Annotated in this window: 12 protein-coding genes and 1 pseudogene; 5 read left to right on the forward strand and 8 right to left on the reverse strand. The window is 70.6% G+C overall.

Annotated features, from left to right (window positions below):
• Nucleotides 1-41: 41 nt before the first annotated feature.
• Nucleotides 42-1,475, reverse strand: a complete 1,434-nt coding sequence (gene xylB / locus ABZX85_RS17320) for a xylulokinase (protein WP_355868520.1) — start codon at nt 1,473-1,475, stop codon at nt 42-44.
• A 115-nt stretch (nt 1,476-1,590) separates the two neighbouring features.
• On the opposite strand from xylB, the gene xylA reads away from it, so the two are divergent.
• Nucleotides 1,591-2,757 (forward strand): xylose isomerase, encoded by a 1,167-nt coding sequence (gene xylA / locus ABZX85_RS17325; protein WP_355868523.1) that lies wholly within the window; start codon nt 1,591-1,593, stop codon nt 2,755-2,757.
• A gap of 339 nt (nt 2,758-3,096) precedes the next feature.
• Entirely contained in the window at nt 3,097-3,459 is a 363-nt protein-coding gene (locus tag ABZX85_RS17330) for a hypothetical protein (RefSeq protein ID WP_355868526.1), read from the forward strand.
• 77 nt (nt 3,460-3,536) lie between these two features.
• Here the strand turns inward: ABZX85_RS17330 and ABZX85_RS17335 are convergent, their stop codons facing one another.
• From ABZX85_RS17335 to ABZX85_RS17365, 7 genes and pseudogenes are all read right to left on the reverse strand, one after another.
• Nucleotides 3,537-4,802 (reverse strand): SWF or SNF family helicase, encoded by a 1,266-nt coding sequence (locus tag ABZX85_RS17335; RefSeq protein WP_355868529.1) that lies wholly within the window; start codon nt 4,800-4,802, stop codon nt 3,537-3,539.
• A pseudogene (locus ABZX85_RS17340) lies at nt 4,789-7,326 on the reverse strand (DEAD/DEAH box helicase); the annotation flags it as partial. The pseudogene ABZX85_RS17340 and the gene ABZX85_RS17335, both read right to left, overlap by 14 nt.
• 181 nt (nt 7,327-7,507) lie before the next feature.
• Nucleotides 7,508-10,783 (reverse strand): WD40 repeat domain-containing protein, encoded by a 3,276-nt coding sequence (locus ABZX85_RS17345; protein ID WP_355868532.1) that lies wholly within the window; start codon nt 10,781-10,783, stop codon nt 7,508-7,510.
• A complete protein-coding gene (locus ABZX85_RS17350) occupies nt 10,780-13,230 on the reverse strand; it encodes a WD40 repeat domain-containing protein (RefSeq protein WP_355868535.1) in 2,451 nt (816 codons plus the stop codon). Before ABZX85_RS17350 ends, ABZX85_RS17345 begins: the two co-directional genes overlap by 4 nt.
• A gap of 416 nt (nt 13,231-13,646) precedes the next feature.
• Entirely contained in the window at nt 13,647-15,131 is a 1,485-nt protein-coding gene (locus ABZX85_RS17355) for a hypothetical protein (RefSeq protein WP_355868538.1), read from the reverse strand.
• 590 nt (nt 15,132-15,721) lie between these two features.
• Nucleotides 15,722-16,861 carry a caspase family protein gene (locus ABZX85_RS17360; RefSeq protein WP_355868541.1) on the reverse strand — a complete coding sequence of 380 codons (1,140 nt, stop codon included), beginning with the start codon at nt 16,859-16,861 and terminating at the stop codon, nt 15,722-15,724.
• Nucleotides 16,858-18,129, reverse strand: a complete 1,272-nt coding sequence (locus tag ABZX85_RS17365) for a hypothetical protein (protein ID WP_355868544.1) — start codon at nt 18,127-18,129, stop codon at nt 16,858-16,860. The genes ABZX85_RS17360 and ABZX85_RS17365 overlap by 4 nt, the downstream gene beginning before the upstream one ends.
• Nucleotides 18,130-18,995: 866 nt before the next feature.
• On the opposite strand from ABZX85_RS17365, the gene ABZX85_RS17370 reads away from it, so the two are divergent.
• The 3 genes from ABZX85_RS17370 to ABZX85_RS17380 all read left to right on the forward strand — a co-directional run bounded on the left by ABZX85_RS17370 (nt 18,996) and on the right by ABZX85_RS17380 (nt 20,930).
• On the forward strand, nt 18,996-19,433 hold the full coding sequence (locus ABZX85_RS17370; RefSeq protein ID WP_355868547.1) for a hypothetical protein: 438 nt from the start codon (nt 18,996-18,998) through the stop codon (nt 19,431-19,433).
• A 119-nt stretch (nt 19,434-19,552) separates the two neighbouring features.
• Nucleotides 19,553-20,482 (forward strand): hypothetical protein, encoded by a 930-nt coding sequence (locus ABZX85_RS17375; RefSeq protein ID WP_355868550.1) that lies wholly within the window; start codon nt 19,553-19,555, stop codon nt 20,480-20,482.
• Nucleotides 20,483-20,693: 211 nt separating this feature from the next.
• Entirely contained in the window at nt 20,694-20,930 is a 237-nt protein-coding gene (locus ABZX85_RS17380; protein WP_355868553.1) for a hypothetical protein, read from the forward strand.
• Nucleotides 20,931-21,107 lie beyond the last annotated feature (177 nt).

Consider the following 21,107-nt stretch of genomic DNA (forward strand, 5'->3'; position numbering starts at 1 on the left):
CCCGCGCCTTCCGCGAGCCCGTGCCTTCCGCAAGCCCGTGCCTAGCGCTCGCCCAACAGCCCCCCGGCGTCCCGCAGCACCCCCGAGATCCGTTCCAGCGCCGCCTCGTCCCGGGCGACCGCCTCCAGGACCGGCCCCCGCGCGGTGCCCCAGCGCCGGGCCACCGCCGACGGGTCCTCCCCGGTGAGCAGCCCGGCGGCCTGCGCGGCGGCACCGAGGGCGACGAGCTCCTTGGCCTCGGGGACCTGTACGGGACGCCCGGAGAGGCGTCGTACGGTCTCCTGCCAGGCGCGGCCCCGCGCACCGCCGCCGATCAGCAGGAGCGGCGCGGAGCGGTCCGCGTCCTCGTCGAGGACGAGGTCCAGCGCGCCCAGCAGGGAGTGCACGGCGCCGTCGTAGGCCGCCTGGAGGAGCTGGCCGGCGGTCGTGTCGTGACGCAGGCCGTGCAGGACGCCGGAGGCGTTCGGGAGGTTCGGGGTGCGCTCGCCGTCCAGGTAGGGCAGGAGGGTGACGCCGGTGGAGGGCTCCACGGCCTCCCGGTCGAGGCCCAGGAGGGCTGCGACCTTGTCGACGGCGAGCGTGCAGTTCAGGGTGCAGGCGAGGGGGAGCCAGTCGCCGTGCGCGTCGGCGAAACCGGCCACCGTGCCGGTCGGGTCGGCGGGGCGCCGCTTCGACACGGCGTAGACGGTTCCGGAGGTGCCGAGGCTCAGGACGGGTGCCCCGGGGCGCAGGCCCAGGCCGAGGGCCGCCGCCGCGTTGTCGCCGGTGCCGGCCGCGACCAGGGTGCCCTTGGCGAACGGCAGGCCGCGGCGGTCCCGGACGGTGCCCGCGACCTCGCCGGGGCGCACCACGCGCGGCAGGAGCGCCGGGTCGAGGCCGACGTGGGCGAGGATCTCCTCGTCGTAGCCCTCCGTCCCCGAGGCCCACCAACCCGTCCCGGAGGCGTCCCCGCGGTCCGTGGTGCCCTCGCCGGTCAGCCGCCCGGTCAGGTAGTCGTGCGGCAGCCGTACGGCCTTCACCGCGCGCAGCGCCTCCGGCTCGTTCTCCGCGAGCCACGCCCACTTGGTGACCGTGAAGGAGGCCGCCGGGACGGAACCGGTGCGCTCCGCCCAGAACTTCGCGCCGCCCAGCTCCTCCGTCAGCCGCCGCGCCTGCGGGGCGGAGCGGACGTCGTTCCACAGCAGGGCGGGGCGGACCGGCTCGCCGTCGCCGTCCAGCGTCACCAGGCCGTGCTGCTGCCCGCCGACCGACACCGCCGCGGCCTCGCGCGCGGGCTCACCGCACTGCCTGAGCGCCTCCTGGAGCGCCTCCCACCACTGGCGCGGGTCGCTCTCCCGCCCGGCCCCCGAGGAGACCGTGTGCGCGGCCTGACCGCTCGCGACGACCTCGCCGGTCGCCACGTCGACGACGAGCGCCTTGGTCGACTGCGTGGACGAGTCCACGCCGACGACGAGCGGACCTTCGGCTGCTGACATCGGGCTCTCCCTCAATTTTCACGGCTCGGCGAGATCGGTCTTCCCTCGGATGCGTCCGCATACTAATTTGTAAACGGCCATGACGAAATAGTCGTACGTAGCAAGGAGCCGCGGTATGAGCTACCAGCCCACCCCCGAGGACAGGTTCACCTTCGGCCTGTGGACCGTCGGCTGGCAGGGACGGGACCCCTTCGGCGACGCCACGCGCGCGGCGCTCGATCCGGTCGAGACCGTTCAGCGCCTGTCGGAGCTGGGCGCCCACGGCGTCACCTTCCACGACGACGACCTGATCCCCTTCGGGTCCTCGGACAGCGAGCGCGAGGGCCACATCAAGCGCTTCCGGGAGGCCCTCGACACGACCGGCATGAAGGTGCCGATGGCCACCACCAACCTCTTCACCCACCCCGTCTTCAAGGACGGCGCGTTCACCGCGAACGACCGCGACGTACGCCGCTACGCGCTGCGCAAGACGATCCGCAACATCGACCTCGCCGCCGAACTGGGCGCCGAGACGTACGTCGCCTGGGGCGGCCGTGAGGGCGCCGAGTCCGGCGCCGCCAAGGACGTCCGCGTCGCCCTCGACCGGATGAAGGAGGCGTTCGACCTCCTCGGCGAGTACGTCACCACGCAGGGCTACGACCTGAAGTTCGCGATCGAGCCCAAGCCGAACGAGCCGCGCGGCGACATCCTCCTGCCGACCGTCGGCCACGCGCTGGCGTTCATCGACCGCCTGGAGCGGCCCGAGCTGTACGGCGTGAACCCCGAGGTGGGCCACGAGCAGATGGCCGGCCTCAACTTCCCGCACGGCATCGCGCAGGCGCTGTGGGCGGGCAAGCTGTTCCACATCGACCTCAACGGCCAGTCCGGCATCAAGTACGACCAGGACCTGCGCTTCGGCGCCGGTGACCTGCGCTCCGCGTTCTGGCTGGTCGACCTGCTGGAGAGCGCCGGGTACGCCGGTCCGAAGCACTTCGACTTCAAGCCCCCGCGCACCGAGGACTTCGACGGCGTGTGGGCGTCCGCGGCCGGCTGCATGCGCAACTACCTGATCCTCAAGGAGCGCGCGCTCGCCTTCCGCGCCGACCCGGAGGTCCAGGAGGCGCTGCGCGCGTCCCGTCTCGACGAGCTGGCCCAGCAGACCGCCGCCGACGGCCTCGACGCGCTCCTCGCCGACCGCTCCGCGTTCGAGGACTTCGACGCCGAGGCCGCCGCCGCCCGCGGCATGGCCTTCGAGCGCCTCGACCAGCTCGCCATGGACCACCTCCTGGGTGCCCGAGGCTGATCCCCGACTCCACGCGCGCGTGCCGGTTGGTGTCCAGGGCGGCCGGAACGGGTGACCGTACCGGCCGAACGGGCACGCGCGCGTGGGCGGTACGGGGGATTCGGGGGCGGGGGTGCGGGCGGGGTCCGCTCCGGTGGGCGGGTGGTCGGTGGGCGGGTGCGTCAGCCGGGCCTCCGTCGCGGGCCGTGCCCCTCATCCCCGCGCGTACGGCGTGTACGTCCCCTCCCCGGTGTTCCGTGCGTGGAATACGCCGGAATCATGTCCTCCCCGGCATGACCCGGTACCAAGCTTCCGCGCGGGGCTCGCCGCCGGGTCCCGGGCGGCCTCAGGGTGGATGCCATGGCCACTCCGCCCATGCCTCCGCAACCGCCCTCGGGCGGTGGTTTCGGACCACCGCCGACCGGCGACCACCGGCCCTTCCCGGGCCGCCGCAAGCGCCGTACGCCCCTGTTCGCCGCCCTGGCCGCGCTGCTCGGTGTCGCGGTGGTCCTGGTCGTCGTCCTGACGACCCGGGGCGGCGGCGCGAACGACGACAAGCCGCCGACCGCCTCGACGACGTCGGCCCCCTCCGTCAGACTTCCCAGCGGCCTTCCCACGAGCCTCCTGCCGACCCGGCTCCCCACGCGCCTGCCGACGGCGATACCGAGCGGGCTCATTCCCAGCGGGCTGATCCCGAGCGATCTGGAGTCACTGCTGCCCTGAGGCGTCCGCGTCCTGGGAGCGGTGCCCGACCGTCCGGCGGCTGTGCGCCGGCGGGCGCGTCTGAAGGCGGGCCGGGCTCATGCCGGCGTGTCTCCTCGCTCCAGACCTTCCTCGTCCCCGGACGCCGCCGCCAGAGCCGTGGCCGGGTCCGGGGACGGTCCGCCGACGGGGGTCCAGTGGCCGTTCCGTCTGCGGTAGGGCCACCAGCGGCCCGCGCGGTCCAGACGTATCTGGGCGGGCGCCCCGACCACCGTCCAGCGGTTGGCGCGCGGCCGGAGCGCGGGGCGTTCGTCCGGCTCCCAGGCCGCGTCCAGAGCCGCACGCGCGCGTGCCGCCGCCCCGCCGTCCGGGGTCCACTCCTCCTCCAGGACCGACAGCGCGACCGCCCCGCCCTCCCGCCACGCGCGGACGGCGAGGCCGAGCCCGTCACGGTCACGCCCCGAACCCGCCGCGAGCCGGTCGGCCGCACCGGGGGCCGACGGGTCCTCGGCGGCGAGACGGACGGCGTCCTCGGACAGCGTCCACCCGGTCGCCGGGAGCGGGCCGCGCAACGCCTCCCGGAGGAGCCGGTGCGCCTCGCGGGCCGTGCTCGCGGCCAGGACCTCCAGAGCGGACGGGACGACGCCCCCGGGCGGCTCGGTCCCGGTGTCCAGGGAAGGCGGCACACCCAGGCTCGCGGGCAGCTCCGGCGGGGCGGGCAGCTCGGCGGGCACGGACGCGTACGCCGAGCCGGCGTCGACGCCCTCGGGGCGGGACGGGTGCGCGGGGGCGGCGGCGCTGGCCCGGAGGCCGTCCAACAGAGCCTGTTCGGGGCGCCCGCGCAGCAGCAGGAGGACGAGGGGGTGCTCGTCCAGGAGACGGGCCACCTGGTAGCACAGCGCGGTCGTGTGCCCGCAGTGGTCCCAGGCGCCGCAGTCGCAGGACGCCTCCAACTCGCCCAGCCCCGGCAGGAGATCCACACCGGCGGTCGCCGCGTCCTCCACCAGATGCGCCGGCATCTCGCGGTCGAGCAGCGCGGCGACGTACCCGGCCCGCCCGGCGGCGAGCGCCAGCAGCCGGTCCCAGCCGGCCTCCGACAGCTCCGGCAGCAGGACGTCCGCGCGGTGCGCCGTACCGTCCCGGTCCCGGACGACGGCCGTCGCGCGGCCCGGGCGCACCGACACGGCGCCGACCGCGCCCCCGCGCGCCAGGCGCCGGCCGGCCCGGATCTGGGCGCTGTCCAGCACGCCGTCCTCCAGGGCGGCGACCCAGCCCCGCCCCCACCACGTGCGAGTGAACGCCTGCCCGCGCGCGGGCGCCGCCACCTCGAACGTCGACTCCCCGTACCCCTCACGCCCGCTCATCGCGTCCCCCTCGCAACTCCACCAGTTCGGCCAGCTCGGCGTCCGTCAGTTCCGTGAAAGCCGTCTCGCCCGAGCCGAGCACGGCGTCGGCCAGCTCCCGCTTGCGGTCCAGCATCCGCGCGATGCGGTCCTCGACCGTCCCCTCGGCGATCAGCCGGTGGACCTGCACCGGCCGGGTCTGCCCGATGCGGTAGGCGCGGTCGGTGGCCTGCGCCTCGACGGCGGGGTTCCACCAGCGGTCGTAGTGGATGACGTGTTCCGCCCGGGTGAGGTTGAGCCCCATCCCCGCCGCCTTCAGCGACAGCAGGAACACCGGCACCTCCCCGTCCTGGAAACGCCCCACCATCGACTCGCGTGCCCCGACCGGCGTCCCGCCGTGCAGGAACTGCGTGGCGACGCCCCGCGCGCGCAGATGCCCCTCGATGATCCGGGCCATCGCCACGTACTGCGTGAACACCAGGACGCCCGCACCCTCGGCGAGGGCGCCGTCGAGGAGCTCGTCGAGCAGCTCCAGCTTCCCGGAGCGTCCGGTGACCCGCGGCCGGTCCTCCTTGAGGTACTGGGCGGGGTGGTTGCAGATCTGCTTGAGGCCGGTCAGCAGCTTCACGACGAGTCCGCGCCGTGCCATGTCGTCCGCGTCCGCGATCAGGGCGAGCGTCTCGCGGACCAGCGCCTCGTACAGGCCCGCCTGTTCCGGGGTGAGCGGCACCGGGTGGTCGCTCTCGGTCTTCGGCGGCAGCTCCGGGGCGATGCCCGGGTCGGACTTGCGGCGGCGCAGCAGGAACGGTCCCACCAGCCGGGCGAGCCGCTCGGCGGCGGCCGGGTCGGCGCCGCCCTCCACGGCACGCGCGTACCGCGCGCGGAACGCGGTCAGCCGGCCCAGCAGACCCGGTGTCGTCCAGTCCAGGATCGCCCACAGCTCGGAGAGGTTGTTCTCGACCGGGGTGCCGGTCAACGCCACCCGCGCGCGTGCCCCGACGGTCCGCAGCGCGCGGGCCGTCGCCGCGTACGGGTTCTTCACGTGCTGCGCCTCGTCGGCGACGAGCAGCCCCCAGGGCACCTCGCCGAGCCGGGCCGCGTCCAGCCGCAGCGTGCCGTACGTGGTGAGGACGAACTCGCCGTCCGCGAGGGCCTCCAGGTCCCGGCGCGGCCCGTGGAAGCGGCGCACGCGCGTGCCGGGCGCGAACCGTTCGATCTCGCGCTGCCAGTTGCCCATCAGCGACGTCGGACACACCACGAGCGTGGGCCCCGCCGACCCGGGGTCGGCCTGGCGGTGCAGGTGCAGCGCGATCAGTGTGACGGTCTTGCCGAGACCCATGTCGTCGGCGAGACAGCAGCCGAGGCCCAGGGACGTCATCCGGGCCAGCCAGTCCAGCCCGCGCCGCTGGTAGTCCCGCAGGGTCGCCGCGAGCGCGGCCGGCTGGGCCGTCGGCTCCCGGTCCCCGGGCGGCGTCAGACGCTCCCGCAGGCCCTCCAGCCAAGCCGTGGACCGCACCTCGACGAGACGGCCGTCGATCTCCGCGGAGCCCGTCAGGGCCGCGCCCAGGGCCTCCATGGGGTCGAGCTTGCGGTCCTGCCGGGAGCGGGCGAGACGGACCTCCTGAGGGTCGATCAGAACCAACTGCCCGCGCAGCCGCACGAGCGGGCGGTTCGCCTCCGCGAGCCGGTCCAGCTCCTCCCGGGACAGCTCCCGCCCGCCCAGCGCGAACCACCAGCCGACGCCCACCGGAGCGTCGGCCGACAGGAACGACGGCGGCCGTCCCCGCCCGTCCGGCGGGCCCACCACCGCGCGCGTGGTCAGCGTCCGCGACAGCTCCCTCGGCCAGCGCACCTCCACCCCGGCACCGGACAGCGCGCGCACCCCGTCCCCGAGGAGGTCCTCGACGTCGTCGTCCAGGAGGTCCACGGAGTCCGGGACGGAGGCCGACAGCAGGGGCGTCAGGACGGGCCAGGCGCGCGCCGCGCGGCGCAGCGCCAGCAGGACGTCCATGCGCGTGCGGGAGCCGAAGGCCGGAGCGGTGTCCCCGGCGGCGCCCTCCGGAGCGGCCCACACGTCCGCCGCGTCGGCGACCACCCCGGGATCGGTGAGGGAGTGGACCTGCGGCACCGCGCGCAGCCGTGGCGTCTCCCCGGGACCGTCGAGTCCCGACACCTCGACGCGCAGCGAGATCCGCACCCCGGCGTCGTGCCCCGCCGCGACGTCGGCGGCCCACGCGCGCGCGTGCGGCAGACGCTGCGGAAGCGGTGACCCGTAGGCGGGGCCGCCCGACAGGAGAGGCGCGGCGGGGGAGCGCGGCAGGGTGTCGGCCACCGCGTCGAGGAAGGCCCGCAGCAGCCGCTCCGGGACCGGCAGCCGGGGCTCGGGACCGTCGTCGACGGGCACGGCGTGCGCCTCGGGCAGCATCGCGGCGGCCAGCCGCCGGACGCGCTCCACGTCGTCGGGACCGAGCGGTCCGGCCCGCCACGCGTCGTGGTCGCCGGGGGAGAGGCCGGGCAGCAGCAGGCCGCGCGCCACGAACTGGAGGTTAGGAACAGTTCGGTTGTCTCAGGTGCCTATCTGTCTCAGCAACTCCCCGGCGAGGCTCCAGGATGGTCGACTTCGAACTGCGCGAGCAGTGTCTCAGCGGCAGCCGGGAACCGTTGCTCGTTCGTAACCTTAGAGCCGTTGTACGGCCAGCCTGGAGGCGCTGTGGAGGGAAGCGGTGTCACGATGACCGGCAGACTGCGGTTGACCTGCTGGTGTCGGCATCTGCCCACGCTTCGGCGATTGTGCTGGGGGCTGCGTTGCCGAGCAATGCGCATGCGAGGCGGCGCTGAGCTTGCACACTGACGGGCACCGAGAAGCGTTCATCAAAATTAGAAAGAATGTGCAACGTTCCCTGGCCAGCCCACTCGGCTGTCGGCACGAGGAAGGGCATGCGCACTTCGCCCAACTCCTGCCCGCTGTCGGCACGGGCGAGCCGTAGGGTGTAGTCCTGCCCCGCCGAGATGACGAGCTTGCCGTCTACCCGCAGCAGTACGGGCAAGCTCTCGTGTCCGTGCATCGGATACTCGGACCAGGTTCCGGTTTGCGCGTTCCGCGTGTAACGGAATACCTGGCCTGTGATGCTCGCCGTGAACAGGCTCTGCCCGGGGCCCGGGGTCAGCAACAGTGCCGGGCGGGTCGAGATCTGCTCGGACGAGGCCTTAACCCGGCCTCTCGCGTCGATGATGTGGGCTTCTTGCCCTCGGTTGGTATCGGCCAGAAGCAGAGTGCCGTCGTCGGACAACACCATGCCTCCTAGGGAGGTGCGCACTGAGGTGCGCGAGACTTCCTTGGGTGCGGCGCCGCCGGAGATCTTGTAGGTGATCACCGAACGTCCCCAGAAGGCGAAGAGGAGATTCCGTTCGTCGTCGAAGGCCGCTCCGACGGGAGTCAGGATTTCGTTGCGGGTCTGGGACGACGCGTTTGCCGGGACCGAGGGTCTGGGCAGAGGGAACGGCTCGCCGATACCGTTCTTGCCGATATTCGTGAGCAGGATGCCTTTGGTATTCGTCGGTGTGGCCACGAGATTGTGATTCTGGCTGAAGGCTGTGGGCTGTCCGCCGGTGTTGCGTACACGGTCTCCGAGAGCGCGATATGCGAGGACCTTGCCAGTCCGTGAGTCGGTCAATGTCAGTTGCCCTGGTCCCCATATCCCACCGCCAACGACCAGTACTCGGTCGCGGTGATCAAGCGGGTAGACGGCGAGGGCGGACCACAGCCTTCGGTCGGTGGCGCCCGTCGGTTTCGGGCCTCGGTAGATCCGGATATCGCCCTCCGACGTAGGAACGGCAACGGTGTCTCCGTCACTGCTGGCTGCGGCGATATTTCCGGGGTGGCTGTTGGCCGCGTAGAAGGTGCCGCCGCCCAGAGCATCGCTCTCCTCGTCTAGCGAGGTCAGAGTGTCGACACTGATCTCCTTGACGCCGTTGGCGAGGGCGACCAGCACGGAGTCCGTACCGGGCCGGTACACCGCTCCGGGGTCAAGCACCAGCTGTACGGGCTTCCTGAGCTCTGTGAGGGTGGGAGACAGGAAGTAGAGCTTGCTTCGGTCGACTGCGACGATGCGGCCCTTGCTGACGCACATGACGGACGAGCCGGCCGAGACCAGTTTCGCCACGTGAGAGGGAGAGCTGGGGGCGTTGGCGCTCCACACGGTGACGGTCTTGTCGGTGCCGGTGACGGCGAGAGTGCTTGCAGAGGAGAAACACACCGAACGCACAGGAGATGGACGTCGGCCCAGGACGAGTGGCTTCTCCCCTGGGCGTTCTGCTTTCCGCCAGAGCAGCACTTTGCCGTCTGTGGTTCCCGCCGCCAGGGACTGAGCCTCGGAGTCGAAGGCGAGAGAGACGGCGGACTCAGCCCCGTCCAGGGTTCGCGTGGCCGTGCCGGTCGAGGCATCCCACATCTGTAGCCCGGCTTCACTGGAGACGGCCAGCAGGTGTCCCTTTGGCGCGAAGGTCATGGCGTTCACCGCGTGAGGTGGGTGAGCGGGGGTGACGTCCTCGACCTGTTGGGTGTCCCACAGGTGCAGGTTCCGGTCGGCGCCGACAGCGGCCAGGTAGCGGCCGTCGGCGCTGAGCGCCAGTTGGCGCAGACGGGGCAGGCGGGTGGGAACAATACGGCTGAGGTCCGTCTCGCTTCTGCTGGCCGCCAGCAGAGCTTGCTGGGCGCGCGGATTGTCGGGGTCCAGGACCGAGGCCGCGAGCGCTCTCCGCAGCGCGTCGGCGGGGCTGTCGGGCCCGGTTTGGAGGGCGGCTGAGGCGAGGTCGTCTGCTGCCTGATGGTTCTTGTTGTCCTGGCTGGACTGTAGCCAGTTCCAGCCGAGGCCTGCGGCGGCGGTCAGCATGAGGGCGGTCAGGAGCGAGATGACCGCTGTGCGTCTGCCTTTGGGTCGGCGGGTGGCTTTCCAGGCGTCGGCCACATCGCGGCGAGGTCGAATCATTCGGTCGCCTGCCGAGGACGGGGCGGACGGGGCTGCTGCCGGGCGGTGGCCGATTGCTACTACCAGAGGTGTGCTACTGGGCAGGCTGAGTTGTTCCGGTGGTGGTGCGGGAACGAGTAGCCCGTTGGGTGCCAGCGCGGCGTGCACGACTGCGGTGGGGTCCTGGCGGCTCACCCGGCGGGTCCGGGGTAGGAACATCCAGGTCAGGCCGACTGCGGCGGCGGCGCCGGCGTCGATAGGCAGGCAGTCGCTGATCAGCTGGCCGTTGTGGCCGAGCAGTTGCCATCGCAGGCCGGTTCCGCGGGGGAAGCCTTCGCGAGCCCTGGCCCAGCTGAAGGCGCGAGCGATCTGAGCCGTGGTGCGTGACGCGTCGCGCAGGAGGGTGGCGAAGAACGCCTCGGGCAGTGCCCGCTCTGCGCTGTCTTCGACGGCGGTGAGGTACAGCCGGATGACGTGTCCGTCTGCCGCATCGGAGATGACAGGGGTCGTGGAGGAGCGGGCGGACTCTGGTGGGTCCGACCTGAGGACTCGGACCAGGTCGTCAACTTGGTCCCATGGCAGGTGTGGGTTGGCGCTGGATAGCGAGTCGGTGACTGTCGGCCCGGCATCGTCCGGCAGCTCCGGCCATGAGCCGCCGCTCTCCTCAGGCCAGACCAAGTCTTCTGGTCGTCCGGAACCGGCCCAGGCGAGGGCTGCGAGTACACGGTGGTGCACCACGCGAAGACCACTCTGGTGAGCGAGGCAGTGTGCGGCGCGAGCCGCGTGCAGGATCGCCTGCATGGCGGGCAGGGCGTGCGGGACGTATTCGGCGAGCAAGCGGCGGACTTGCTCGAGCAGGCTCTCCTGGTCGGACGGTTCGTCGAAGAGCCACGTACTGCCGGCCCGGGCAGCCCGCGAGCAGGCGTCGAACCACAGCCGGTCGTACCAGAGTGCCTCGGCGGCCTGGAGGGGAGTGCAGTCTCCTGCCAGGAGTTCCTTGAGGTGCTGTTCGTGATCACGTCCGGGGGTGTTCATCGGCACCTCTGGTCCGAAGCGGCGGTGTCGGCCAGGTGGCTCACCCGCGACCTGACCGCGTCTTCCGTCAGGTGGACGATCTGAGTGTGTCCTGCGGTGGTCCCCAGTACGAGGTGGCGCCCGTCGGCGGTGAATGCGAGCGAGGCGTATCCCGCGTGGGAGAACGGAGAGTCTTTTTTGCCGAGTACATCGGTGCCGGGCAGCTTCAGCAGCACCGTTCCGGTGCGTGGGTCGGTCAGGAGTGCCTCCTCGTCCATACCGGCCGTTGCCAGTGTGCGGGTGTCGGGGGAGAGCGCCATCGCGACCACGTTCGCGGTGTGCTGCGCAGGAAGGTCCCGGACCGCAGTGAGGTCATCGGTGTACTGCGCGATGCTGCCGTCGGCGAACCCGACGTAGAAGCCTCCAGCTTGGTCCGGGACGGCGGAACCCCAGCCGTATCGCAGCTGTGTCGTCCTGACGGGGCGCTGGGTGCCGGAGAGGCTGATCAGCTTTGCGTCGCCGTCGTGGTAGGTCGCCACCAGCCGGTTTCCTGGCCCTGTGAACGAGAGCCAGGCCACGGACCCCGTGTGGCCGAAGGAGCTCAGCAGGTTTCCGGTAGCGGGGTTCCACTGGTACACGGTGCCTCGATCGCCGCCGGCTGCCAGGCGGTCTCCATCCGCAGCGAAGGCGATCCGGTACAGGCTTGTGCGGCTGGGCGCCTTCAGCGTGCGCAGGAGACGGCCCTTCGGGTAGCTGAACACGCTCACCGAGGCGTCGGTGTGGGAGATAGCGAGCATGTCGTGCTGAGGGGACAGCGCCATGCTCATGGCGTATGCGTTGTCTCGGTGAGCCCGCAGGACGGTCGTCGTCGTGCCGATGTCGGCTCGCACGCGGGTGAGCGTTCCTTCGAAGTCCAAGGCCAGGGCCGACGAGCGCTGAAGGGGGTCCGCCAGCACCGACACGATGGGGCGGTCGAACGCCGGCGGTTGAGGAGCCCGCCATACCGTGACTGCGGCGGAGGTGGTGACGATGCTTGCCTCGTTCGTCCCGGGGCGAAGGGCAAGGGCGGCCGTGAACACGAACCGGTCGCCGAAATAGGGGCTTTCGATCGGGCGCTGCTCTATGAGGTCCCACGCCTGGACGGTATTCATGGGTGAGCCGCTGGTCAGTCCCAGCCCGTTGTTCCGTGCGACGAGGGCCGTACGGCCGTCGCTGCCCAGAGCGAGGCCGCCGATCCCCCATGCGCCATCGCCCCTTTCCGGGGAGATCGTCGCGGTGTTCTCCAGGGTCCGTGTGTCCCAGACGTTCAAGGTCCCGTTGAAGTTCCCGGTCAGCATCAGATGCCGCTGCGGCTGCACGGCGATGGCGCCGACGCTGTTCCCGCGCAGCGGACCGCCTCCGGACTGAAGAGTGCGGGGCGGCGCCTGCCCGGTGAGATCGAGCGCCTGCAGAGCGGGGGTATCGCGCTGGGAGGGCGCGGAACCGACAACGAGGGTCTTGGCGGATACGAACGCCAGAGAGGTGAGCAAGGATCCCTTCACCGGTAGACGTTGCATCTCGGGCGTGCCGACGGTGGCGACGGTGACGACCGGCTTGGTGCCCGCCCAGGCCAGGCGTGTGCCGTCCCGGGACGTGGCGAGTGCGATCACGTCATCCTGGCCGTCGGCCAGCAGCCGCGCAGGTGAGGTTGGAGCGGTGAGATCCCAGAGCCGGACAGTGCCCCGGGAGGTGGTCATCGCCACAAGCCCGCGGTTGCCGAGCGGGACAAGATGGGTGACTTTGTCACCTTTCAGGGATGGCATGCGCGTGCGCAGCTTCTTGTCGCCGGCGTCGTACACGAGGACGCTGTCCCCTTCGGCCACGGCAAGTGACCGGCCGTCAGCCGTGTACGCGACGGCGGCCGAGGCCGCGTCGAGAGAGAGGACGTCGTGCAGCCTGGGGTCGGTGTACGCGGCGGCCAGCAGCCGGGCTCGGGTGTCCTCGGCGCCCGGATGCAGTGTGCGCGCCTTGAGAGCATACGACGCAGCACACTGGGGAGCCGACCCGAGCGCCGCATCAGTCCGGGCTAGCAGATCCGCTACCTCACGGTCGCGCTGCGCTTGCGTGTTCGCCTCCTGCTGCTGCCACGCCCACCCGCCGGTGCCCAGTCCCGTCAGCAGCGCCATCACTGCAGCGGCCAGTCTCCAAGAACGCCGCAGCCTGCTGTGACCGACAGCTTCGGCCACCGAGACAAGGGGGGCGAGATCCGGCGTGCTGCCGGTGCGCGCTCGCTCGGCCGCATCCCGGTCCGGCAGGGCAATCCCCAGCCGTATCCGGGGCTGAGCCAGTGCGGTGACCTTCGTGCCGAGATGCGTGACCGGGCCCAGGAGCCCTGTCGGATCGACGGTGGCACTGAGCACGGCCTGGGGGTCGACCGGACGACGCGCACCCTTGTGAAGGATCAGCAGGAAGGACAGGGCGGTCGCCATCGCGGCCCCGAGGGAACCGCCTTCGACCCGAGAGACCGGTCGTCCGTCGCTATGGGCAAGCTGCCAGGTGAGAGATCCTGTGCGCGGATAGCGGGCCTGACCGGCGGCCCACGAATGAGCAGCCTCCACCGCTTCGTCGAAGGCACGATCTGTTGACGGTGCGGGTGAGCTTGCCGCCAGCGGCAGCCGCCCCTCGTCTATGCTGCCCCCGTTTCCGCTGCCACGCTCGGCCCCTGAAGTTCGGGCGTGATACGTCACCAGCAGAACGCAGCACTCCGCTGTCGCTCTTGGCCCATCGGCGACGACCACCGTCATCTTCACCTTCCGGCGCCTGCGCAGGCGGGGCGGCGACCATGACCGTCCCGCCCACAGGACACGCCGCACCGCGCCCCACTCCTTGGACACAGCCAGTCTCCTCACCATGTGGAATGTCCGCCGCGGACTGCCTTGTCCAGTGCCTGCGCTGTCCGGGAGTCGCTGGCACGCGCTAGGGAACGCTTGGCCACGTCTGGATCGATGGAGCGGGTCAGGAACGGACTCACATACCAGTCCAGGCCGACTGTGGCCGGCCCCATGTCCAGCGCCCCGCTCCCGAGGCCGCCGCCGCGCGGAACGAGCGGAACGGCGTACAGCTCGTGGACGGCATCCAGGGCGGCTGCGGGCCGAGCAAGGAACGTCGCCCACCCCTTCAAGGAGGAGGCGTGCGCCTCGACCCGCAAGGTGGGAGCCCCGGTTGAGCGGTCGTCGTACTCCTGAAGGTCGAACGTGATTCCACCCACCTGCACACGGTGCTGCAGCCGGCTGCGCTCAGCAGTATCGGCGGCCAGTACGACATCGCGGCCCGGAACCCGGACCAGCGGGATATGCCTGACCTGCTGCGTCGGGGCGAGTGAAAACCCATGTGCCCGGGAGCCGCGGTCTTTATCCGAAGGGCGCCCGCCACCGGGAGCCAGAGAGAACGCCGCTTGCCCGTCCGCGTCGGTCACGGCGATGACCGTGCTGCCATCCGACGTACCGTAGGCGATCGCTACATCCCCGACAGAACGCCGCGCACTGCCTTGTTCACGCCAGACGGTGAGCACGGCCTCCACAGCGCCGGGCCCTGTGCCGAGGACGTCCATGGCTACTGTCACAGGGCCCGCCCGCCTCACACTGTCCGACAGCTTCATGCCGTTCGGCAGCGCGCGCAGCGCCTCATCCAGGTACTCGGCGATGGGCCGGGCTCTTGGGCGTTCCGCCGGAACGGATCCCGATGACGGACTCCACTCCGGCGGCAGACCGGGGGGAGCAAGAGGGCTGCGGCCGTCGTACGTCGCGAGGAACTGATCGGGATCGACGGAGACCAGCCAGCCGCGGGCCAGCCCCAAAGCGTCTGCCGTGCGTTGATGGACCATCCCCCTGCTGTCGTCGAAGGCGCGGAGATCCTCAAGTACGGACACCAGCAGCCGCAGCCCTTGGGTGAACCGCGGCAGGCCCAGATCGGGATCCGCTGCTTTGAGTAGCAACGCCCGCACCTGGCCGGAGAGTGGATCATGCTGTGCGGTGAGTGCGGCGGCGTGGATCACAAGCGCGTCGGGAACGTCGGCGAACCGCTCGGCCAGCGCGGACGTCCACGCCGACAGATCGGGGCCGGCAGCTGTTCGGTGAGTCAGCAGGAAATAGCCCAGAAGGCACGCCGGTGCGGCATCCCCCCTAGCCAACAGCTTTTCCCGGCCCCTGATTCGGTCGGCGATCTGCGCGGCCCGCACGGGACGGTGCGCCGTCATATGCGCCAACAGCGCATCGGCATCCCGGTCCGCCAGCTGCACGCGTGCCACGGCTTCCCCGGCGTTCTCGGTGCCTTCGTCGATCGCTTCCAGCAGGACCCGCAGACGGGCACGCGTCATCGTCGGCAGCGCCACGTAGCACGTCGATGACGACGCTGCGTCCTCCTGCCCGTCGGGCGCGGGCCCGGTGAGCCGCAGATACGTAGGCGAGGCCCCGGTGCGTACATCTTTCAGCTCAGTACCCGGTGCGAGAACGGGCCGAGGTGCGATCAATGTACGCGGCTGGTCCCCCTGACGAGCTCGGACGACAGCGACCTGCCACCCGCCTGCGGGCCGCTGGAACAGTGCTTCCCAGCGGGCGAGAGGCTGCAAGAGCCAGTCGATGAATCCGGCACTGTAGGCTGCCAGGTCGCCCGGCCGAAGTACCGGTCCCCGGGACAAGCCCGAGACTGCATCAGGGTTGCGTGAGCTGGGATGCGGCACCGGTTCGAGGCGCACGTCCACCGTGGTGCGATCCACCGGGACCTCACATGTCGCCTCGAGCAGCGGCCCGTAGGGCGGCGTGCCGCGGATGACGTAGGACCCCGGCGCCAGCGGCAGGGGAGTGCGCTGTCCCACCACAGCCACGCCGGTCCACGTCGCTCCGCGGGGCCCGCCGCTTGCCTCCACAGCTACAGGGGTGCCCGGCTCCCCGGCATCAGGCGGCAGGACCAGGCGCACTTTCGTCACCGCGCCTCCCCCGAGTCGGCCCACAACGTGCGTGAGGGGGGACGGATCTCCACCGATCGGGAGGGCGGCTGCATGAAGGACCCGCCGTGCCGGTACGGCACCTCCAGCTCATGCTGTCCCGCAGTGGCCTGCGTATGCCAACTGCTCTGCAGCAGCTGCCATTCATCAGGCTCAGGGGCGGCCGGGTCGTGCGGCTTCAGCGACGGATTCACCTGTCCCGCCGCATTCTCGGGGCGGCAGCGGACCACGACGGACACACGCGGCGGCCCCGTCAGCAGATGCCACGGCTTGATGCCCTGGACGCGGGCGTCCGGCACCTGGCTTGCTACACAGAGTTCGGACACCGCCTCGACCACCCGAGTGAAGAGCACATGCCAGCGTTCCGACTCGTCGTCGTAGACCGCCGCCTGCCCTCGCAGTGCTTCCAGGAGTGCCGCTGTGAAAAAGGTCGGCCCACGCCCCTGCGCCGGTGCCCACGCCCTGGCGCCCCCCGCAGCAGCCTGGAGTACGCCCACTTCCTCACGCCGGTCCGCGGCCGTGGGGGAGAACGCCAACGGCTGGACCCCCGACGGAAGATCGATGAGACTCCACGAGCGCGGCGTGGTGCGGCAGGCGTCCACCAGGAAGTACTGGTCCCTGGCCTGGCACCCCCGCATTGCCTTGACCAGGTGCGTCAGATCCAACGCGGCCTCCAGGGGAGCCTCGTCGATGTCGGCGCCGTAATCCTCCAGCAGCAGGTACGAACTGCCGTACTCCAGACCGTGGCCGCAGAAGAAGAACAGGGCGACGTTGCTGGGGTGGGTGTCGCAGCGTTGCTTCCACTGCCGTACGGCAGCCTTGACCGCGCCGGTCGAAGGCATGCCGACATCGCGGCGGTGCGTGGACTCACTGCTGGGGGCGTAGGAGACAAGGAGATCAATGCTGCCCAGTTCGGCCCCAGGGTGCCGGAGCTCGGTCTCGGTCCAGTCACTGAACGCGGCCGCCGACAAGGGCGGCGACAGCAGTTGCCCCAGACGGAGAAGAGCAGGGCTGACCTCCTCCTGTCCGCCTGGCAGATAGCGGTATCCGCCCACCCCGATGACTAGGGCGTGCACCTGCGGCACCGCGGAGTCGATCCGGTCGAACACAAGGGTCATGCGATCTGCCCGGCCCGGGCGGCCAGCAGGGAGTGGAAACGCGGCTGCAGAAAGTAAGCGCTGTGCGCCTGCAGACGGCCTGTCCGGTAGAGCAGATCCTCCACACCGTCGAAGACCGGTTCGGCCACGAACGCCAGCGGGTCGCTGTAGTCGACCACGTTGAGCCACCGCTGAACCGTTTTCGGACGCGGAACCTTGAGTGCCGCCGGACCGGGCAGGTCGCCTCTGCTCGACGAGAACAGCTTCAGTTCCTCGAAGAGACCCACCTGAGAGCCGACCGTCACCAGGAGAGTGACCTGGACATCTGCCGGGCTGAGCAGGCCGCTCAGAACGTCGTACACGATGTTGCCGCCCATGCTGTGCGCGACGATCACCAGCGGGTCACCCGGCTCCGCTTCAGCCTGAGCAGCCATGATGGCGTTCGCGACGCCTTCTGCGATGTCTCCCCAGCCCGATGCCGACCCGCCGTCTGCGGATGCGCTGCCGTCGCCTGCAGTACGCAGACCGGCCGGCGCAGTGTTCTGCCGGAGATAGGCGAAAATGTCGCCGAGAAACAGCGCCGCCTGCTTTCCCGCCCGGCTGCGAAACTCCTCGGCGCCCGCACCGACCGTGCGGTTCACCACAGCCTGTCCCAGCTTCTGCCCCGCCGCGCGCATGGAGTCCCACCAGCCCAGCTGGTCGCCGAGGCTCTCCCACTGCGTACCCTCCGCCGAGCCCCGGCCGCTGTCTGACGGCTGGTGATCGGCGGCACGTGACAACTCCAGCTCTTGATGGAGTCGTGCGATGAACTCCGCATCTGTGTGCACTGATTCCAGCCACTCGGGATGCGGGTTCGCTGCTGCGTAGGCGACCGCCACGCGGGACATCTCGGCCAGTTCCTCCGAGTCCTCGGGGTGCTCCAGAGCTGTTGCCGCCCACAGCAGGTCGACGGCCTCCCCCAGTCCCAGCCGCGCCGTGGCCAGCACCGGGGGCAGCTGGGTTCCGGAAGGGACAAAGGCAGCCCCCAGGCCCGCCAGGACATCCTCGTGGTCCTCCGCCCCGAGGTGCTCCATGTCCGTGTAGCCGCGCTCGGGGATGCTCGCACCACCCCAGGCGAGCGAGGACGCGATGCCGCCCCAGTAGGGGTTGTGAACGGCGATCTGCCGTCCGTCCGCCCGTACGTGGGGCGAGAGCAGATGGCGGCGGAACAAGTCGTCCCGGGCGCGGGTCAGCTGCGCATGACGGCCGTCGATGCGGTTGCCGACTCCATGGACGAACACCAGAGGCATGGACGCCAACCCCGTTTCTGGGCAGCTAGATGACAATCAGTCAGGAGGGCTGCATGCTAGCGACTGCGGGCAAGAGTGGTGCAGTTATTCATGATTGTCGCCCTACCTCCTTCCCCGCTCTGGTATGCCCCGAAGGGCGGCGCCGCAGAGGGCAGTTTCCAGCCCTTGATCGCGGAGCACTTTCAAAGTGGCCCGGCTCCCTCGCCGGAGGTTAATGAGCCGGGCTCGCCGATGAGGTCCGTGGCGTGTGCAGGCACGCCACCGATGTGCGAGTAGGGGCCCTTGCGCGCAGCGCGGCACCGAGTGGTGGCCCATCGGTGAGCTTGCGCAGGGTGTCACGACGCCCACCTCCAGAAGCTGTCAACGCGACCGAGTCCTGCGCCAGCGCAGAACTGGGGCGGCGGGCAATTGCCCTGGACGTAGGCACGCTTCGGAGGGCACTTTCGGGTGCTACGGCCCCTGCCGTGGCTGTCGGAGGCAACGAAGTGCGGCCCGGCCGCCCGCGATCGGCTGCGGCGGAAGTACTGCGGAACGGCCGAACGGCCCGACTTACCCGCCCGGTGCATCGGCCTCCGTCAGCCCGTCCGAGCCAACCCCGAGAGCGATCGATGCGCCCGGTCACTTCTGCATGCGCCTGCCGCCACTGACGGCTCGTGCGTCCCCGCTGGCGAGCCCGTCCCGACTGCGGTGATCCGGCGCGGTACTCCCGTGACTCCACGGCATAAGAGAACGCTCCTGCCCTGGGCCGGGATTCGGTCGTCAAGTCGCGTGCCACAGACCGAGAAGCCACGATGCGGCCATCCCACTCCAATGCGATCACCGCATTCCGTTGCGATCATCGCAGTTTTTACCGCATGCTGTAGGGCATGAGCGTATTCAGCGACATCGCCGCGATCTGCCACCCGATGCCCGCGCCGGGAGAGTTGCCCGACGACGTCTACAGCGACATCTGCGACTCCATCCACGCCGAGCGGGAGGAGATGGTCCGGAACCTTGAGGCCGCTGCGGATGCCGACTACGAGGAGAACGAGCCGCTGTTGTCGGCGATCGGCATCGCGCGCTCCCGCAAGGAGCGGGCCGAAGCCGAGATCCGCCGGCTGATCGCCTACGGACGGGAGTTCACGCGCCCCCGTCCCTACAAGCTCGCCGATCTCGCGACCGCATCCGGGATGTCGCCCTCCGGGATCCGCACCGCCTACGGTCACGACGAAGTCGCGGACGTGGAGCGCACCCTCGGCCGCACGACGCGAGAGCGGCGTGCGGCCTCCGCCGACGATCCGGCCGACGCGGACAGCACGTCGTGACCCCCGGCCCGTCGATCAGGAAAAGGGGCGGCCGGGCACGCGCCATCCGCTCCGACTCCGCAGGTGAAGCCGCTGCACAGCGCGCCCATCCCCACCGGCACGCCCAGACAGCCCGGAGCGTGACGCCGGCCGACGCGATCCGGCTCAAGGCGGCGATGACTGGGTGGCTCGGCTCGGACCACTGGACCCGCTATCTCGCCGCCGACGGGCTCGGGGACTACGGGAAGATGGCCTGGCCCGAGCGATGGCCGTCCGCCACTGTCCAAGAGCGGATGGCGCTATTCACGCCGGACGATCTCTTCCCCCTGGCCGCATGGCAGAACGCCGACACCGTCTACGCGGACGCGGCCATGTGCGACATGGTGACCGCCGCCGCCCAGACCTTCCCCCAGCAGCGCGTCCGGCACGACGAATTCCTCGCCCCCATCGGCTTCCTGTTCTTCGCCAAGCCCGTCCCGTCGGCCGCGTTCGTGTCCTCACGCCCGGACCTGCCGCCGGTCACCGCCATCACCTGGGCGTGCGTGGACGACGGCGTCAACGCCTTCACCTGGATCCGCCAGCCGCCCGGGGCATACGACATCAACGGCATCACGGTGCAACTCACCGCCCTCTTCCCCCACCTCGGCTACTTCGTTCCGTGGGACAGCCCCGCGCACGCAGGCACGCACAGCATCTCCATCCTCAGAGCCCTCTCCGCGCTCGCCAGACAGCCCCTGACCCGCGAGGACTCCCCGAAGATCCACCAGTCGGTGCGCGCCATCGCCCGCAACGCGAACATCCGCCCGGAGAGCTTCCGCCGCATCGCGCTGCGCCGCCCGGAAATCGCAGCTCACGAAGTCGCCGCGGCCCGGGCCGCCGCCGAAGGCCGCACACCCGCAGGACACTGGGTCCGAGGCCACTGGCGCAACCAGTACTACGCCAGCATCGAGGAACACCGGCCCCTATGGATCGACGGATTCCCCCGCGGAGACTTCAGCCAGCCCGCACCCCAGCCCAACAGACTGCTGATAGCTCACGGTGACCGCACGCTCCGATCCCCGGAGCCGTGACCCGCTGGTTCGCGGTGAAGCGTGGCGTGGATCCGGTAGGGCTCCTCGCGGTGGCACGATCCTGGACGTGATCATCGGCGCGTTCTTCTCCAGGCTCGCGCGTGTCTGTGTGAGAACCCGACCCTCAGCCTCTGCCGCAGGGCAGGCGGGTATGTCGTAGCTCAATGGGATGATGGACGTAAGAGATCAGACGACTCCTTGGGAGCCTCCGATGGATCAGGACATCGAACGCCACTGGCGTCGGGTGATGCTCTGGCAACGGGGGTTCCTGGCGGCGGTGCTGGCAATCGGCCTCGTGGGTGCCGTGATCGCGGCGCGCTCCGGTGACGTCCTCACCGTTGGGCAGTTTGCTGCGGTTGCCGTCATCGCTGTAGGGGGCCTGATCTGGAATGTCGTTCACGTCCGTCGGTGGATTGCCCGGACGTCGCTGCCGACCTCGAACGTCTGAAGGGCCGGCACCCCGGGACCGGGGACCGTCGAGGTTCAAGGCTGCGAGACTCCCCTCGCGATCAAGCCCCGGACCAAAGTCGCAGAGTGTGCAGGTCAGTTCCTCACACCCCCGAGGTCGAGGTCGGCGCCGGGGGCGCGTAGGCACGCCTCTTCGTCACCCGCAGTCGGGCGCCAC

Source organism: Streptomyces sp. NPDC004539, assembly GCF_040610055.1.
Lineage (GTDB): Bacteria > Actinomycetota > Actinomycetes > Streptomycetales > Streptomycetaceae > Streptomyces.

Coding starts and splice junctions, on each gene's coding strand:
- ABZX85_RS17360 (WP_355868541.1), bottom strand. CDS start 16,861: ATGACCCTTGTGTTCGACCGGATCGACTCCGCGGTGCCGCAGGTGCAC.
- ABZX85_RS17335 (WP_355868529.1), bottom strand. CDS start 4,802: ATGAGCGGGCGTGAGGGGTACGGGGAGTCGACGTTCGAGGTGGCGGCG.
- ABZX85_RS17350 (WP_355868535.1), bottom strand. CDS start 13,230: ATGGCGACCGCCCTGTCCTTCCTGCTGATCCTTCACAAGGGTGCGCGT.
- ABZX85_RS17380 (WP_355868553.1), top strand. CDS start 20,694: ATGGATCAGGACATCGAACGCCACTGGCGTCGGGTGATGCTCTGGCAA.
- xylB (WP_355868520.1), bottom strand. CDS start 1,475: ATGTCAGCAGCCGAAGGTCCGCTCGTCGTCGGCGTGGACTCGTCCACG.
- xylA (WP_355868523.1), top strand. CDS start 1,591: ATGAGCTACCAGCCCACCCCCGAGGACAGGTTCACCTTCGGCCTGTGG.
- ABZX85_RS17370 (WP_355868547.1), top strand. CDS start 18,996: ATGAGCGTATTCAGCGACATCGCCGCGATCTGCCACCCGATGCCCGCG.
- ABZX85_RS17330 (WP_355868526.1), top strand. CDS start 3,097: ATGGCCACTCCGCCCATGCCTCCGCAACCGCCCTCGGGCGGTGGTTTC.
- ABZX85_RS17365 (WP_355868544.1), bottom strand. CDS start 18,129: ATGCCTCTGGTGTTCGTCCATGGAGTCGGCAACCGCATCGACGGCCGT.
- ABZX85_RS17345 (WP_355868532.1), bottom strand. CDS start 10,783: ATGAACACCCCCGGACGTGATCACGAACAGCACCTCAAGGAACTCCTG.